Raw genomic sequence first — 16,632 nt, forward strand, 5'->3', positions numbered from 1 at the left:
GGTCCAGTTACAATTTTCAATTTATTAAAGAACACATCAAACTGGACCATTCAAAATAGAACAAACTGGATTGTATTTACATTCCAGATCATTTGTAATTTTGCACTATGAAAGACGATATCCTTTTTAATTTGAAACAGGTTCACGATCGTATCGAAAATGCCTGTAAAATTTCTGGCAGAAATGCATCAGATGTTCAGCTTTTGTTAGCAACTAAAACCGTTCCTGCCGAAATAATCAGAATTGCAATTGAAGCTGGAGAACATTTACTTGGCGAAAATAAAATGCAGGAATTACGCGATAAAGATTCTGATTTGCGGCATTTAAATATTGAACGTCATTTTATTGGTCATTTGCAAACCAATAAAATTAAAGATGTTTTAAAATATGTGACTTGCATTCAATCACTTGACCGAATAAGTCTTGCGCAGGAATTAGATAAACAATTACAAAAGGAAGGCAGAAATCTGGACGTTTTTATTCAGGTAAATACTTCGTTTGAAGCAAGTAAATTTGGTTTGCCTCCAAAAGAAGTTATTTCATTTATTAAAGAAATTAAAAAATACGAAACCTTAAAAATCAAAGGCTTAATGACTATTGGTTTATTAGATGTAGAAAAAGAAAAAATGCTCCCTTCTCTTCGTTTGTTAAGAGAAATCAGAGATCTGATTTATCAGGAAGAAATTGAAGGCATTTCTGATTTAAAACTTTCTATGGGAATGTCGCAAGATTTAGAATTGGCTATAGCCGAAGGTTCTAATCTTGTTAGAGTTGGAACATCAATCTTTGGAAATCGGTTTTTGGGAAAAGAAATCTGGAACGAGAATATTGCAGAATAAAATCTAATTTTGCACCAAATAAAAACTCAAATGAATTTGTACGAACTTACCGTAAACGATACCGAAAAAATAGCATTGAGTGATTTACTTTTTAGTGATGAAAATAAATCTGCTTTAGCGCAAACCATTAAGGAACATCAATATATTGAGGAATTAAAAAAGTACAATCTTAAAGTTGATCATAAAATTTTACTGTACGGACATTCGGGCTGCGGTAAAACAACAACAGCAAAAGCGATTGCAACTGCTTTGGATAAGAACATTGTAATTATCAATTTAAGTACTTTGATAAATGCACGAATTGGTGAAACTTCTAAAAACATAAAAGCCATTTTTGATAAGGCGATTCGTGAAAAAGCAGTTTTATTTTTAGATGAATTTGACCAGATAGGAAAAAGCCGCGACAGCGATGACAAGGATGTTGGCGAAATGCGACGTCTCGTAAATACTATCATTCAATTGATTGATTATTTGCCTAATGAAAGTTTACTTATTTGTGCCACCAATCATTATCATAGTATTGATACTGCTTTATTAAGACGTTTTCAAATACGTTTAAAATTTGAAATGCCGGATGAAAAAGAATTAGACGTTTATTACGATAAAATAGTAGCTTCTTTTCCTTCTCATTTACAAGATATTCCACGCAAATATGCTATTTCTTATGCCGAAGCCAAAGATTATATTCATACTATTATGAAAAAACAAATCATTGCAGAATTGGAACTTTTAAATAAAAAACAGCGTTTAGAATCGTAGTCTCTAAACGCTGTTTTTCTGAATTAATAATTTATCTTCTTCCTCTGAAACCGCCGCCTCTAAGGCCACCGCCTCCACCAATTCCACCTCCGGAACGTTGAAAGTTTTGAAAATTTCGGGTTTGCGTTTCTCCTCTGTTTCTTGCAAGATCAGATCGATTAAGACCATCAATAGTGCTGGCGCGACCCGGCTCTCCAAGAGGTTTATTGGGCGAACCTAACACTCTGTCTGCTTTTTGTAAATCCAGGTTATTATTTTGAATTTTATCTGCAGGACGCTGCATTTTTTCTCCGGAATTGTGTGTAGAACCCAGCGTTCCTGCTTGAGTCCAGCCACCATTTCCATTATTATAATGGCTCCAATTTCCGTTAGCATCTTTTTTATAAACATGACCGTCATGCCCTGCATACAAATTATTATTGGTACGAATTGTAGTTCCTCCACCTCTGTGATGCGTAATTACACCTTCATTTCCGCTTGATGTTTTATAGCCAATAGCAGTTCCGTGTCTGGTAGTAATATGTCCGGACTGAACCCAGTCACGGCCGTTGGTAGCTGCAGAATGTCCCCATTGTGCGTATGCATTATGACCTTGCGCTGTGGCTGCATAATTTCCTGTCCACGGATTGTATGAATGCGCTACGGTACGTCCGCCATACCAACCCTGAACGCTTGCAGAACGACCGTATCTTCCGGTTGCAGGATTATACCAGGCTGAGGTTCCTGCTGATCCGTAAGGGCCATAAACAGATCTTCCTGCCGCCCAACCGCCCGTCCATGGGTTATAAACGGCTCCAACGCCATAAGTACAAGGCCATGGGCGGTAAATGGGATACATCGGACCATAGAATAAATACGGCGGATAATAAAATCCGGTTCCGTAAGTAAGTACGGCTCCAAACATTGCACCCACAATAAACGCTCCGAAATAACCTGCTGTTGTACTGCTTTCTACTGTTGTATCGGTTACATTTTGTGTAACATAGGTTACATTATAAACGGGCGAACTTGGCGGAATTGTATAAATTTCTTTCGGGACTGAATTTGTTACTTTCCATGGTCCATTAGGAGTTGTTGACATGAACCAAACCGCCTGAAAACACAAATAGTACATATCGCCTACTTTTATTACCCTCTCCTGCGTATTGCTGGCGTATTGAAGTGATGTTCCTTCAATGGGTTTAAATTGTGGTGTTCCGTCATAATTGACTTTTGCTTTAGCTTCGGCGTCAGCTTTTTTTATAATGGCTGTTGTAGGTACCTGAGCAAGCAATACAGCATCTGAAGCTTCTTCTGTTCCCGGAACAGAAGCTAATACATTAGCACGAGGAGAATCTTTGGGAATTTTTGCAAAATCAGCCGGTAAGCTTGTTGTTGCATAACTCCAGGGTCCAGTTAATTCCTTCGATTTAAACCATCTGCCAGAAAGCAATACATAATATTGCCCGTCTTTTTGATCGGCAAAAATATCATTATCCGTATTATCAATATACATTAATTGCGTGTCCGGAATTTTTAAAAATTTTGGAGCTCCGTTTACTGCAATAAGTTCAGCCGGTTTATTGCTATAGAAAACCTGCAAATCTACATTAACAGCCTTTGCCGGAACCATTTTCTTGACATCATCAAAATTTTGATCGGATGGCAAATTGCTCATTTCCTTTGGTAAACTTTGGGTTTTGGTCCATTTTCCTTTTAAATCGGTAGCAGTAAGCCATACATTTTCTGCCAGCAAATAATATTTTTTTGAAGATTTATCATAAAATAAATCCCAATTGGTATTTACAACATAGCTCAAATTCGTTTTTTCTACCGGAGCTAAAACCGGTTCGCCCTGAACAATCAATAATATGGACGGGCTTGCACTGTAAAAAATTACGGGAGGATCATTTTTAACAGCTACACCTTTATCAGGACTTTTAGAATTTGCTAAATCTGCCATAACTCGATCTAAACCAATCGGATTTCCGCTTTTTGGCAGCAATTCTTTAAATAATTTCTCCATCTGAGGTGTTTGTTTTTCATCGAGAGCAGGAAATCTTACACCAGTTGCTTCCACATTTTTAAAGAATACATTATGAGAATCTTTATCGACCATAGTTTCTGCCTGCAAAGAAGCAACTCCTAAAACTTCTTTTCCGTCTTTTGGCGTTAGCGAAAAGGCAATTTGCGCAGTTAACTGTTTAAAATCTCTCCACTGATCAACTTGTGGCTGATAATAAACCAGTTTTGCTCCATCATTTGTTACTTCGCGTGGCCAGCCAATATCAGTTGTGCCAATAGAATCAGCAGCCGATTGTTTTACAACTCCGGCAATATTTTCATCTTTTTTATCCTTTTTGCAGGACAACAAAATTACAGCAAAACTCAATATTACCAGGTTCTGGAGTATCTTTTTCATAACTTAATTTATTACTTTAAAGTTTTATTTACTTTGATATTTATTCTTTTCTTATCAGATAAATCAATATCTCTTCTTCCAGTTCTTTAGACAAATTCTCAGATTGTAATTTGTTATGAAAGTTTTTCTCAAATTTTTTTTTGTATTTTTCAGTATTCACTTTACTCTTACAATAATCATCGCATATTACTTTAAACTTATCATCTACTAAGTATAAAATCTTAAGAGAATCAAGATAATCTGCAAATTTCGCACTGTATAATTCGTTGGGAAGGGACATATAAATATGATTTTGTATTAAAAATTTAGTGTAGTATTTGGGACTAAAAAATACAAACAGTATAAAACAAACCGGAACGTTATATTTTGATAAATCTAAATTAGGAATAACAAGCATACAATATTTTACAAACATGTTTCATGCTATAAAATGAAACATCAATTGCGCTATTTTGAAACAAGAAAAACTATTGAAATCCTATTTTTGAAAAACAATAAACCCATCAAAAGATCAATTTTATAATTAGTATCAGATTTGTTTTTTTGCATGATAAGAGGCTGAAAATTAAAACTTATTTCTACTTTTAACGTCTGAGATTAAAATCATAAACTAATAAATATGACAACGGATATTATTGAATTGAATGATTTTATAGTTTTGATTGAGCAATCGAATGCAACGAAAACATTTGTTCAGAAATGCGAGATCGATGGCGATGCTGTTGGATTTGCTTTTTATGGTTCCGGCAATGTCGAATTAGAAATAAAACACAACCAGCAAACGAAATACTTAACCAATACAACAGGTTTGGCTATTTGCTTTTTTGGAAATCAGAAAGTAGAATTCTCTCATAAAATTGAACCTGATAAACCGTTACAGTCGATTAGCATTTTCTCAAAATTAAAAAACATGCATTTATTATCGCAGGCAGAAAAGGAAATTTTCGAAAAACATTTGCCTGATTTATTAAATCCGCAGGAACATTTTGTAAAAGGCCCATCGTTTTACATGACACTTGATATGCAACTCGCCGTTCAAAAAATTTTCAATACTACTTATACCGGAAATACACGATTATTATTTTTGAAAAGTCAAATCAGCGAGCTTCTTGCACACTTTTTTGGATTATTGGCGAGTGATCAAAAGGATGTTTTTTCAGAAAAAGATAAAAACAAACTTTTTCAGGCCAAAGAAATTGTTACGCATAACTTTTCTCAACCGCCATCGATTACCCAGCTTTCTAAAATGGTTGGACTGAACAGTAGTAAATTGAAAAAGAACTTTAAAGAGCTGTTCGGAATTCCGGTTTTTAAATATGTTCAGGAAGAACGCCTTAACAAAGCTTATGAATTGCTGCAGCAAAGCGATAAAACGGTTCAGGAAGCCGCATGGGAAGTGGGTTACGAAAGTCTTAGTTCTTTTTCGAATGCTTTTCATAAAAAATTTGGTGCCCGACCAAATGATATCAAACAAAAATGCTTTTCAAACAAATCGTAATTCTTTTGCAACAAATGATTTGATGTATTCTTAAACACCTTTGTATCAGTATTCACTTTTAAAAATATTGATATGAAAAATAAGAACATTTTAGTACTTGGTGCTAACGGAAAAACAGGAAGCAGAGTTATTGAGCGTTTGCAAAAAATAGACGAAGCAGTAATCAGAATTGGTTCCAGAAATGCAGCACAGCCTTTTGATTGGGAAAATCCAGCAACCTGGTATGCCGTTTTACACGAAATAGATTCGGTTTACATTACTTTTCAGCCCGATTTAGCTGTTCCTGCTGCTGCAGAAATTATTCAGCAATTTGCAACTCTAGCCACCAACCTTGGCGTTCAAAAAATGGTTTTATTATCCGGAAGAGGCGAAAAAGAAGCCCAGCTTTGCGAAGAAATTATAAAAAACACAGCCAAAAACTGGACGATTGTAAGAGCAAGCTGGTTTAACCAAAACTTTAGCGAGAGCTTTTTCCTGGAACCTATTTTAGCCGGTTTTGTAGCTTTACCAAGAGCAGAAGCACTTGAGCCTTTTACAGATGCAAATGATATTACCGATGTAGTTGTAGAATGTCTTTTGCACGATCATAACAATCAAACCTACGAACTTACGGGTCCAAAATTGTTAACTTTTCCTGAAGCTGTTGCCGAAATTGCAAAAGCAACTCATAAAGAGATTCAATTTCAGGCAGTAACGCTGGAAGAATACAAACAAATGTTGCGGGAATATCAAATTCCGGAAGATCATATTTGGTTGGTTAACTATCTTTTTGAACAAGTTTTAGACGGAAGAAATTCTCAAATTACAAATGACATTGAAAAAGTATTAGGCAGAAAACCAACTGATTTTGAAACTTATGCAAAGGAAACTGCGAAAACCGGAATCTGGAATGCGATAAATGTTTAAAATTCTTCTTATGAATTATTTAAAAATTCTTTTGCCCGGCATATTGGTTTGGATTAGTGTAAGTATTTCGTTTTATATTCTCAGTTTTGTTCCGTTAGTAAACAGTTCACTCAACCTGCAAGCCGCATTGGTTATGATGTTACTTGTTTTTTATGCTAATGAAAGCGCGAAATTTTATTATAAAACAGGCCGTAAAACTCACGGCTTTGTTATTGGATTAATTATGTCATTAACGGCATTGTTGTTGGATATTTTAATAACAGTTCCGTTTATTGAAATTCCAAACGGGGAAATTATCAAACTTTTTTCAATAATCCCATTCTCTGGATATTCGTTTGTTTAAATACTTTAACCGTTTATTTTTATTGGAGAGCTAAAATTAAAACAACTACTTTAAAATAGAATTTGGAATTTAAATGCCTCAGCTTATTAAATAAAAAAGTCCAATTACATCAATTGGACTTTTTCATTTTTTAATTATTAATTTTTAATTGTTATAATCTTATCACAACAACACCAAATGTCAGTTAAAAAAAATTAAATTTGAGCACCCAAACTCATTCTTAAAATTATGATGCAAAAGAAAAATTCTATTTTATTAGCCTTACTTACCGTGTTGCTCTTTGCATCACATTCTTACTCGCAAAACGCTGTTCCAAAAAAAGATAGTTTAAAAACGGATAGCATAAAAAATAAAAGTTCTAAAACAGGCAGCAAATCAAAACTATTTGAAGAAACCACAACAGACAGCGATTATTTGATGGCAATTGAAAAAGCCGGCGCTGTAATGGAATCTGCTTATAATGATGCCGATTTTGATGGCGCAAGTCACCATTTATTTGGAGAAATAAGAAGAACACAAAGCAAACTCGATTTAATTTTAAACAGTTTGAGCGGTGCAAATCCGAACGTGCGAAACCAGCAAATGTATCGTATTGTACTGAAAGAAATTCAGCAGGAACTTGACGATCAGAATAATGATATCAATTTACGCAATCAGAATCTTGAAAAAATTAAAGCCCGATTTATTGAGCTTCGTAAAGATAAAACTTTAATGAGTCTTGTAAAAGACACTATAAAGCGTAAGCAGTTTAAAAAAGAATTTGGAAATCTTAGAAAAAGATACAAAGCAACAGATAGCCTGATGACTAAAAATCAGGGGATTTTAAATAGCAATAAACGATTAACTGTTCAGCGAAAAATTGCAGTTTCGAATGCTTTAATTACTGTAGAGGGCAAGCTTGAGAAGTCTGGAATTAGTATGCTTAAAAAAGAATATCCTTTTTTATGGAGTATCAACGATTCTATTCCTAAAAAACAAGTTGGCCAAAATATCAAATCAAAAATAATTATTGAAGAAAGTGTTGCCTCTTATTATTTGAGCTATCGTGCTGGCGGACTGATTACTTTGGCTTTTTTAATGGGAATTTTGGGTTGGTACATAAAACGCAATCTAAATTATTTAAAAGAAAAAGGTCACCTGGATAAACTTACTTCTTTTAATTTTAAATATCTTAACAGAGGCATCATAATTCCGGTTATTGTAATTGGTCTTAATATTGCCATTGTTGGCAATTTATACGCTCCGGCATTTTTTATAGAAATGCTTCATCTTATTTTACTTGCGAGCATTACGGTACTTTTCAAAAATAAATGGTCAGGAAAATCAATGCGAAACTGGCTGTTGCTTTTAGGATTGTTCTTTGCACTTTGTTTCCTTGATTTATTTATTGGAGTTGGTTTATTTCAGCGTTGTTGTTTTATTGCGATTAATATTTTTGGAATTCGTTATGGTTTGGTGCAAATCAGAAGCATTAAAGATCAATTATATATAAAAGGTTTCTTTAAATGGGCCAGTGTTATTTTTATTGTATTAAACGGTTTGTCTATACTTTACAATATTTTCGGAAGAGTTTCTCTTTCTAATATGCTTAGTTTAACCGCTTTTATATCGCTTACACAAATTGTAGCACTTAGTGTTTTGCTGAAAATTATTCTGGAAATCATTATTTTACAGATATATACAACTAGACTTAAACGTGATATCGAAAAACTTTTTGATCACGAAAGTTTATCTGATACGCTAAAAAAACCATTTATCATCGTTATAAGTTATATGTGGCTTGTGGTAATTGCTTCCAATTTAAATATTTGGGAATCTTTACATACTTCATTAGGATCAGTGCTTACGCATCCTAATACAATTGGCAGCATTACATTTACGTTAGGAAATATTGTATTGTTCTTTATTATTATCTGGACAGCGCATTTATTGCAGAAATATGTAGCGTACTTTTTTGGTGAAATTGATGATGAAAACGAAGAAAACATTAATAAAAGACAACATTCTAAATTACTAATTACGCGACTGGTTGTCTTAATTGTAGGTTATCTTTTGGCCGTTGCTGCATCCGGAATGCCTTTGGATAAATTAAGTATTCTTTTAGGAGCTTTAGGTGTCGGTGTTGGACTTGGATTGCAAAATGTGGTAAACAACTTTGTTTCGGGTATTATTTTAATTTTTGATAAACCAATTCAAATTGGGGATGTTATTGATATAAGTTCTGAATCTGGCCGTGTAAAATCGATGGGACTTCGTACAACGAAAATCAATGCTCCAAATGGTGCCGAAATCATTATTCCGAATGGAAATTTATTATCTCAAAACATCACAAACTGGACGTATACTGACAATTTTAAATTGGTAGAAATTTCGATTGAAGTTACCGGAGATATTGATCCTGAAGACATTAATATTATTATAAATGAATCTTTAGAAAATCTTCCGTTAGTAAATAATGCTAAACCTTCTCAGATTTATTACACTGCTATTTCTGACGGAAAATTCAAAATCCTGGTCAAATTCTGGTGCAGTATTTACCGTACCGAAGAAACTGTTAGTACAGCAAGACAAGTTATGTTTAGTAATTTTAAAGCTAAAGGATTAACTTTTTCATCATAAAAAGAGCTTCTTCTGAAAATCAAAAAGCCTTCAAATTATTTGAAGGCTTTTTTTTAATATCACTTTTGCCAGATGTCAGCATATTCATCCGGATGTCTTGTAAATTGTGCAAAAACATACGGACAAAGTGGTTTTACAGTATATTTATGTTCGCGAACATAAGCAACCATGGCATCCAAAAGCAATTTTGCATATCCTTTTCCGTTGTATTTTTCATCAACTTCTGTATGATAAACTGTCAGGATTGTACCTGAAATACTAAGCACCATTTCGCCTATTTTTTCCTCATTTTCAATTAATTGAAAACCTCCATGCTGCTTTTCGTCTAGTTTTAATTTTATTTCCGGCATCTTTTTTCTATATATTAATTTTGGTAAAATTCTTTTTAACGGATTTCAATTTACGAAATATTGCTAATTCCTGCTGCTTTTTATTATACAAAAACTTTTTTTAATCTTTTTAGATAGAACTTATTTAGTTATTTAAAAATAGCTGTAAAACAAATTTTAACTTTGTATTTAATGTCGAAAATAAAGAAATGCATGTTTCGTAAACAGGATTTAAATGGTAAATTTAGCGTTATAAATTCTCATTATTTAAATGTATAATACTAATTATTTATAATTATACTTTTAGTGCCAAATAAAGTAAAACAGACAATATAAATTTAAAAATAACAAGATGGAAAATCAGGGTAATATTAGAAGAGTTGCTATTGTAGGTTATAACCGAATTCCTTTTGCAAGGGCAAACACTTTTTATTCAGACGTTAGTAATTTACAAATGATGACCGCTACTCTTGATGGTCTTATCAATAAATATAATCTTCAGGGAAAATTGCTTGGAGAAGTTGTTGGCGGTGCTGTAATCAAACATGTGTCTGATAATAATTTGATTCGGGAATCTGTAATGAGAACTTCTCTTGATCCTGCAACTCCAGCCTGCGATTTGCAACAAGCTTGTGATACAGGAATTGAAAGTGCTATTTATATTGCCAATAAAATTGCGCTCGGCCAGATCGAATCCGGAATTGCGTGCGGCGTAGATTCTATTAGTGATATGCCAATTGCGGTGAGCGAAAATCTTAGAAAAATATTACTTCAGGCGAGAAAAGCAAAATCATTGGGCGAAAAAATAAAATTGTTTTTAAAACTAAGACCTAAAGATCTTTCGCCATTAGTTCCAAGAAATGAAGAAGCCCAAACCGGACTTTCGATGGGTGGACATACTGAAATTACGGCCAAATATTATAAAATTCCGAGAGAAGACCAGGATGAGTTGGCGTTAAAAAGTCATTTGAATATGGCAAAAGCCTATGATGAAGGTTTTTTTGATGATATGATTACACCTTTTAACGGACTTGACAGAGATAATAATCTTAGAAAAGACAGTACGTTAGAAAAGTTAGCGAAATTAGCTCCGGCTTTTGATAAAGTAAACGGAACATTAACAGCAGGAAATTCAACGCCGCTTACAGATGGCGCTTCGAGTATTTTATTGGCAAGCGAAGAATGGGCTAAAGAAAACGGATTACCTATTTTAGCGTACATCACGCACGCAGAAGTAGCTGCCATTGAATATGTAAAAAACCAGCAAAACTTATTATTAGCGCCTTTATTTGCTGCATCCAGAATGCTCGAAAAAGCAAACTTAACGTTACAGGATTTTGATTATTATGAAATTCACGAAGCTTTTGCCGCTCAGGTTTTGGCCACTTTAAAAATTTGGGAAAGCCCTGAACTTAGTGCTGAAATAGGTCTTAAAAAACCACTCGGCGTCATCGACAGAAGCAAACTGAATGTAAAAGGAAGCAGTTTGGCCGCAGCACACCCGTTTGCTGCCACTGGCGGAAGGATTATTGGCGTTATGGCAAAATTATTAAACGAAAAAGGTTCTGGAAAAGGTTTTATTTCGATTTGCGCGGCAGGCGGCCAGGGAATTACGATGATTATTGAAAAATAATTATGAATGGTTAATTATTAATGGCTAATTATGCGGTCCTGCAACGTTTTCAAAACCTTGTAGGTTTGTTTTAGTTCAAACCATATAAGTTATATAAGGAAATATAAGTTTAAGACATCTTTTCTATCAAGTTTAAAATTTATGTTTCCATTTGTTTAAAAAACCATCTCAGTTAAAAAACAAAAAATCCAGACAAATGTCTGGATTTTTTTTATTTGATGAGTGAAATTACAATTGATAAACTGAACCTCCGCTTGGAGTCCATAGTATAGGTGCTTGTGCTACAAAGTTCGCATCAACATGTATAGCTGGTCGTTTTGTGTTTCCGGAAAAATCAACAATAGTAATTGCTGCATTATTACCGTTTTTAAGATTAATATCCGTTAGCAATGTGTTGTTATAACACCAGAAACAATTTAATTGTGAATTTGTACTATAGTTTAAAGTCACCCATTTATTATAAGAAAGGTTTACCATTTTTAATGAAGTTAACGAAGCTGTAGACAAGGTAGAAAAATTGTTAATTTGTACAAATAAACTTGTCAGGTTAACATTTCCATTAAGATTTAATGTAGACAATTGATTACCGTAACACCATAATCCCCAAAGACCGCTAACATTTGCAGGAAGCGATAAACTTGTAAGCAGGTTATTGTGACACCAAATTTGTGTTAAGTTGGTATTTGATGTAAGGTTTAAAGTTGTCAGTTGGTTGTACTGGCATTCTAACCAGGTTAAAGTAGGTATACCTGAAACGTTTAAACTTGTTAAATTATTTCCATTGATAATCAACTGAGATAAAGAAGTAAATGCTTGTAAACCTGTTGCATCACTAATATTAGCTCCAGCAAGATAAAGACCACCGCGCGTTTTATCAATATTAATAGTATTGTCGTTTGGAGTTCCGTCATTTGCATCGCCTGCTCCAATATTTATTAATGCTGCTCTTAAATTAGCATCTGGAATAGTAGCATTAACCCATACCGCAGCTGTTTTCTTTGTAATATTTGCCTGTTCTAATAAAGCTTTTTCGTCTTTAACAAAATTAGCATCATTAGCTTTTCGATAATCATCAGGACTAGGATTAGCATTAAAAGTACTGGTCGTTACTTTTGCTGTTTCAACAGAATTGTCTTCATTGTTGTCTGTAGAGCAGGCTACAAAATTTAGCGCAAGGGCTAATAATAAAACTTTTTTCATAAAATTTGGGTTTCTAAATATTAATAAGTAATTTCCCAAATGTATATGAATAATTTCATTCAAACATTAAAATAATGTAAATTTTTCGTACAATTATGTAAAATTTAATACTATAATACTTATTATTAACAAAAATGTTTTCGCGATAGCTTATGAAATCTAGATTTCTAAAAGTTATTAACATTTCTTTATTTGATAAAAAATATGCTGTTTTTTATTCTTGCATAAAAACGTAGTTTTTCGTTAAAAAACAGACGAATTCATTTAATGTGTTAATTTTCAATTAATTATAAATTATTTGCGCGTAAACCATCAATTAGTGAAAAATTGTGTAAGTCGAGGCTAATTTTACTTTTGATTAAATAAAAATCCAGAAAAACGTCTGGATTTTATATTATTTGAAAATTAAAAAGCAAATTCTTCGACACTTGCTAAGGCTTTTGGCAAAGCGCCTTCTGCTAAATCAGGAATTGCGGTTCCTTCTACGCGGAAAACAGTAATATCTGTCATGCCTAAAAAACCAAGTACAGCACGTAAATACGGTTCTGAAAAATCGTAAGCTTTGTATGGTCCCTCAGAAAATACAGCTCCTGATGCAATAGATAAATATACTTTTTTATTGATTACTAAACCCTTTGGTGTACCATCTCCATAAGTAAAAGTTGCACCAGCTCTGGCAACCTGATCGATCCAGCCTTTTAATACTGCGGGAATTCCAAAATTGTAAACCGGAACACCAATCACAATAATGTCAGCTTCTAATAAATTGCTAATGGTGTTATTAGAATATTGAATCGCTTCTTTTTGTGTTTCAGTATGCGCTTCTGCAGGTGTAAAAAATGCACCTCAATTTAACTGGTCAAGATATGGTGACGGTGTTTTTGAAAGATCAATTGTTTGCAGTTGTATTTCACCATATACTTTCTCTAATTTTTCGAGAACAGCATTAGATAATTTATTACTAAATGAAGCATCGCCTTTGATACTTGTTACTATATTCAGCACTTTTTTGCTCATAACTTATTATTATTTTGTTTATGATACAAACTTATCTACATTTACTATCTCTTTTATAGTACTATCCCGGAGGATAGCGCTATCCTGGAAGATAGTAACACAAATTAGTGCATATGACAACGAAAAAAACGAACGTATTAGAGCACCAGCAAGAAGAATGTCTGGCTGCGCTGCTTCCGGTTAGAGATGCCTTGGAAGTTTTGAGCGGAAGATGGAAATTACCTATTTTAATCACTTTATCAAACAGGCCAAAACGATTCAAGGAGATTTCTAAAGACATCAACGGAATTACCGATAAAATGCTTTCGAAAGAACTTAAAGATCTGGAAGTGAACAAACTTGTAACGAGAACAGTTTATGATACGTTTCCGCCTACTGTTGAATATGCAGCAACAGAACACAGCAAAACTTTATCAGATGTTATTTTTGCATTGAAAGATTGGGGCGATTTACACAGGAAAAAAATTATTGGAAAATAACTTTTCTTCTGCTCCTTTTTAATGTGAAAAACCAAATGAAATACTCAATATTATAATTCCGATGACAATTGTAGTAATGGCTACGTACAAATAATCCTTCTCCAAAATAAAAGAAAATAGTGAAAGTAATACGCGAAATACAGGCGTTAAAAACAACAGTATCACGCCAAAAAATATAACCGATTCTCCCCTGCCCTGAATAACTCCATTATAAACATCAGCAATTACTTCAAAAATATTTCGGTCATTTTCTTTAAATACCGAATAATCCTCGATGGAATTTCCGTGATGCAATAAATAAATTACGCCGCCAATAAAAGCGACTGATAACGAGATCCAAACGCCGTAGCGCAACAAGTTTCCTATAATAGTTTGAAAATCTTTTTCTCCAAATTTTTCTTGTAACATAGCTTTAGATTTTTCCATTAAGTCCGTTATAAATCATGTTCAATGCCAATACAAAAATTAAACAGGCAAAAAAGATTCGGAGTTTTTTAGGGTTTGTTTTTACCAGTATTTTAGCTCCCGCCATCGCGCCAAATAAAACGCCAATAACAACGGGCATACAAATTCCGGGTTCGATATATCCTTTTTGAATATAGATCACAGAACTAGCCATTGCGGTAACACCCATCATAAAATTGCTGGTTGTGGTTGAAACTTTAAACGGAATTCTCATAATATTATCCATAGCAATTACCTTAAAAGCGCCGGAACCAATTCCTAATAATCCGGACATCATTCCGGCAATTCCCATCATACTGAATCCGCCAATTACATTTTTTGTTCCGTAATACACTACTTCACCATCGTGAGTGGGATAAGTTCCTTCTAATCTTAGTTTTTTAGCCAATGGACTTGATTCTAAAACGATATGTTCTTCTTTTTTTCTTAAAGAATTAATGGCTGAGAAAATCAATGTTAATCCGAATAAAACGGCAATAAAAGAAGTTGGTGCAATAGTAGAAAGTAAAGCTCCGCAAACAGCGCCAATTGTTGTGGCAATTTCAAGGAAAATTCCAAGACGCATATTCGTGATTCCCTCTTTTACATAAGCCGCTGCAGAGCCTGAAGAAGTTGCAATTACCGAAACCAAAGCTGCGCCAATTGCATAATGAATATCAACCCCAAGAAAAACGGTTAAAAGCGGTATAATAATTATTCCGCCGCCTAATCCTGATAATGAACCTATAAATCCTGCCAAAAAAGCGCCCAAAATCATAATCAGAGTAAAGGTAAGTACTGTCATGTGGTATAATTTGGCTACTAATTTACGAATGAATATTGGTACAGGATCAATCTTATTTAATAAGATGTTTTTAAAAACGAATTATTTAAATCTATTTAATTAATTTTCAAATACTTACAATAAACTTAAAAAGAACTTAAAAATGCTGACGTTTTAAAAGATGTCAATTGAGTTATACAATAATATCATTTTCAGAAAGATCAGTTTCAAAATTTTCGTTTTTAAAAGTTTCACTTTCAGGAGTTTCATCAAGCCAGGCGATAAATAATTTATACCCAATTGAAAATATAATTGGGCCAACAAACAAGCCTATAAATCCTCACATGATAAATCCGCCAATAACACCGAGAAAAATAACAAGCATGGGTACCATAGCACCTTTGCCCAATAAAAGTGGTTTTAAAATATTATCTGAAAGTCCGCTGATGATAAAAAATATCGTCCAGCAAATGGCATAAACAGAATCGCCTGTTGAAAACATAAAAATAATGACACCAATATTAATAATAGTGGGTCCAATTTGTAAAATAGAAAAGATAAGACACAGCAAAGTAAATATTCCGGCGTACGGAATTCCGGCAAAATAAAGTCCGAAAGCCTGAATAATGGTTTGAATTAATGCAACTCCAATTATTCCTTTTACAACCTGATGAATCGTAGAAACCGAAATTGTCAAAATTTCATCTGCTTTATCTCCGGCAATTCTTTTAATAAATTTCACGATTAAATTCTTGGCACTTGTTGATACCAATAAAACGCCGGCAATAATTACGGATAAAATAAACTGAAGAAAAGCCATTCCTGAACTCAAAACGCTTTCCATAATTTTCATTGAAATCGCCTTAATTTGTACATCATATTTTAATAAACTATGTTGCAGGTCTGATGATAATGAATGTAAAAATTCAAATAATGGCTGCCCTATTATTGGCCAATTTTTAATGGTTGCTGCGGGTGGCGGTATTTTAAGCGTTCCGGTTTCGAAACTGTTTTTTAATTCTAAAAAATTGCTTGTTGCCGAATTCAAAGAATAAATTACAGGCAAAATCAATAATCCAACAATTGTAACAGTTATGAGAATCGATGCCAACGTTTTTCTTCCTCTTAAAATTCTTTGAAGAAAATTAAAAAACGGATAAAAGATAATGGCTAAAATTGTTGCCCAAATCATTGGCATAATAAAAGGCAGCATTAGTTTGAAACAAAACCCAACAATCAGAAAAATAAAAATGAATTGCAAAATGGTTTCTAAGAGTTCTTTACGGTTATGTAGATTAGAATTTTTCATTTTATTTTAATTAAAGGATTGATTTGATTTTCCACAGAGTACACAGATTAAGCGAATTACTGTCTTTTGTGT

16 protein-coding genes and 1 pseudogene are annotated in these 16,632 nt (G+C 33.5%); 8 read left to right on the forward strand and 9 right to left on the reverse strand.

The genetic code is table 11. The features are described from left to right. The first annotated feature begins 107 nt into the window (after window positions 1-107). Together EV143_RS05290 and EV143_RS05295 are read left to right on the forward strand one after the other, a co-directional pair. Window positions 108-839: a YggS family pyridoxal phosphate-dependent enzyme gene (locus tag EV143_RS05290; protein ID WP_133506925.1), complete on the forward strand. Its 732-nt coding sequence runs from the start codon at window positions 108-110 to the stop codon at window positions 837-839. A 30-nt stretch (window positions 840-869) separates the two neighbouring features. After that, window positions 870-1,598: an AAA family ATPase gene (locus EV143_RS05295; protein WP_133506926.1), complete on the forward strand. Its 729-nt coding sequence runs from the start codon at window positions 870-872 to the stop codon at window positions 1,596-1,598. 31 nt (window positions 1,599-1,629) lie between these two features. On the opposite strand, the gene EV143_RS05300 is transcribed toward EV143_RS05295, so the two are convergent. Then, complete coding sequence (locus EV143_RS05300) at window positions 1,630-3,999, reverse strand: hypothetical protein (RefSeq protein WP_133506927.1); 2,370 nt, start codon at window positions 3,997-3,999, stop codon at window positions 1,630-1,632. Window positions 4,000-4,039: 40 nt separating this feature from the next. Continuing rightward, window positions 4,040-4,279, reverse strand: coding sequence for a hypothetical protein (locus tag EV143_RS05305; protein WP_133506928.1), 240 nt, complete (start codon window positions 4,277-4,279; stop codon window positions 4,040-4,042). Window positions 4,280-4,618: 339 nt separating this feature from the next. Here EV143_RS05305 and EV143_RS05310 point away from each other — a divergent pair, with 339 nt between their 5' ends. The 4 genes from EV143_RS05310 (at window position 4,619) to EV143_RS05325 (ending at window position 9,365) form a co-directional block, all read left to right on the forward strand. Then, on the forward strand, window positions 4,619-5,497 hold the full coding sequence (locus EV143_RS05310; protein WP_133506929.1) for a helix-turn-helix domain-containing protein: 879 nt from the start codon (window positions 4,619-4,621) through the stop codon (window positions 5,495-5,497). Window positions 5,498-5,569: 72 nt separating this feature from the next. Continuing rightward, complete coding sequence (locus EV143_RS05315) at window positions 5,570-6,403, forward strand: Rossmann-fold NAD(P)-binding domain-containing protein (protein WP_133506930.1); 834 nt, start codon at window positions 5,570-5,572, stop codon at window positions 6,401-6,403. A gap of 10 nt (window positions 6,404-6,413) precedes the next feature. Further along, window positions 6,414-6,746 carry a DUF5367 family protein gene (locus EV143_RS05320; RefSeq protein WP_133506931.1) on the forward strand — a complete coding sequence of 111 codons (333 nt, stop codon included), beginning with the start codon at window positions 6,414-6,416 and terminating at the stop codon, window positions 6,744-6,746. Window positions 6,747-6,974: 228 nt separating this feature from the next. Then, on the forward strand, window positions 6,975-9,365 hold the full coding sequence (locus EV143_RS05325; protein WP_133506932.1) for a mechanosensitive ion channel domain-containing protein: 2,391 nt from the start codon (window positions 6,975-6,977) through the stop codon (window positions 9,363-9,365). Window positions 9,366-9,424: 59 nt separating this feature from the next. Here EV143_RS05325 and EV143_RS05330 read toward each other — a convergent pair whose 3' ends face one another. Continuing rightward, window positions 9,425-9,715 (reverse strand): GNAT family N-acetyltransferase, encoded by a 291-nt coding sequence (locus tag EV143_RS05330; RefSeq protein ID WP_133506933.1) that lies wholly within the window; start codon window positions 9,713-9,715, stop codon window positions 9,425-9,427. A gap of 331 nt (window positions 9,716-10,046) precedes the next feature. Here EV143_RS05330 and EV143_RS05335 point away from each other — a divergent pair, with 331 nt between their 5' ends. Continuing rightward, window positions 10,047-11,327, forward strand: coding sequence for an acetyl-CoA C-acetyltransferase (locus EV143_RS05335; RefSeq protein ID WP_133506934.1), 1,281 nt, complete (start codon window positions 10,047-10,049; stop codon window positions 11,325-11,327). Between the two features lie 228 nt (window positions 11,328-11,555). On the opposite strand, the gene EV143_RS05340 is transcribed toward EV143_RS05335, so the two are convergent. The 3 genes and pseudogenes from EV143_RS05340 to EV143_RS21945 form a co-directional block, all read right to left on the reverse strand. Further along, window positions 11,556-12,527: a leucine-rich repeat domain-containing protein gene (locus tag EV143_RS05340; RefSeq protein WP_133506935.1), complete on the reverse strand. Its 972-nt coding sequence runs from the start codon at window positions 12,525-12,527 to the stop codon at window positions 11,556-11,558. Between the two features lie 405 nt (window positions 12,528-12,932). After that, window positions 12,933-13,334: pseudogene (locus EV143_RS05345) on the reverse strand (FMN-dependent NADH-azoreductase); the annotation flags it as partial. 39 nt (window positions 13,335-13,373) lie between these two features. Then, the gene (locus EV143_RS21945) at window positions 13,374-13,544 is read right to left on the reverse strand and encodes an NADPH-dependent FMN reductase family protein (protein ID WP_317128062.1); all 171 of its coding nucleotides are present in this window, start codon (window positions 13,542-13,544) and stop codon (window positions 13,374-13,376) included. A gap of 113 nt (window positions 13,545-13,657) precedes the next feature. Between EV143_RS21945 and EV143_RS05350 the strand changes: the two genes are divergently transcribed. Continuing rightward, entirely contained in the window at window positions 13,658-14,023 is a 366-nt protein-coding gene (locus tag EV143_RS05350; protein WP_133506936.1) for a winged helix-turn-helix transcriptional regulator, read from the forward strand. An 18-nt stretch (window positions 14,024-14,041) separates the two neighbouring features. Here EV143_RS05350 and EV143_RS05355 read toward each other — a convergent pair whose 3' ends face one another. The 3 genes from EV143_RS05355 to EV143_RS05365 all read right to left on the reverse strand — a co-directional run bounded on the left by EV143_RS05355 (window position 14,042) and on the right by EV143_RS05365 (window position 16,560). Continuing rightward, the gene (locus EV143_RS05355; RefSeq protein ID WP_243739797.1) at window positions 14,042-14,431 is read right to left on the reverse strand and encodes a DUF1634 domain-containing protein; all 390 of its coding nucleotides are present in this window, start codon (window positions 14,429-14,431) and stop codon (window positions 14,042-14,044) included. Window positions 14,432-14,435: 4 nt separating this feature from the next. Further along, a complete protein-coding gene (locus EV143_RS05360; protein ID WP_133506938.1) occupies window positions 14,436-15,272 on the reverse strand; it encodes a sulfite exporter TauE/SafE family protein in 837 nt (278 codons plus the stop codon). Between the two features lie 319 nt (window positions 15,273-15,591). Next, window positions 15,592-16,560 (reverse strand): AI-2E family transporter, encoded by a 969-nt coding sequence (locus EV143_RS05365; RefSeq protein WP_133506939.1) that lies wholly within the window; start codon window positions 16,558-16,560, stop codon window positions 15,592-15,594. Between the last annotated feature and the right edge of the window lie 72 nt (window positions 16,561-16,632).

It is taken from the genome of Flavobacterium chryseum, from assembly GCF_004362015.1.
In the GTDB taxonomy this organism is placed as follows: domain Bacteria; phylum Bacteroidota; class Bacteroidia; order Flavobacteriales; family Flavobacteriaceae; genus Flavobacterium.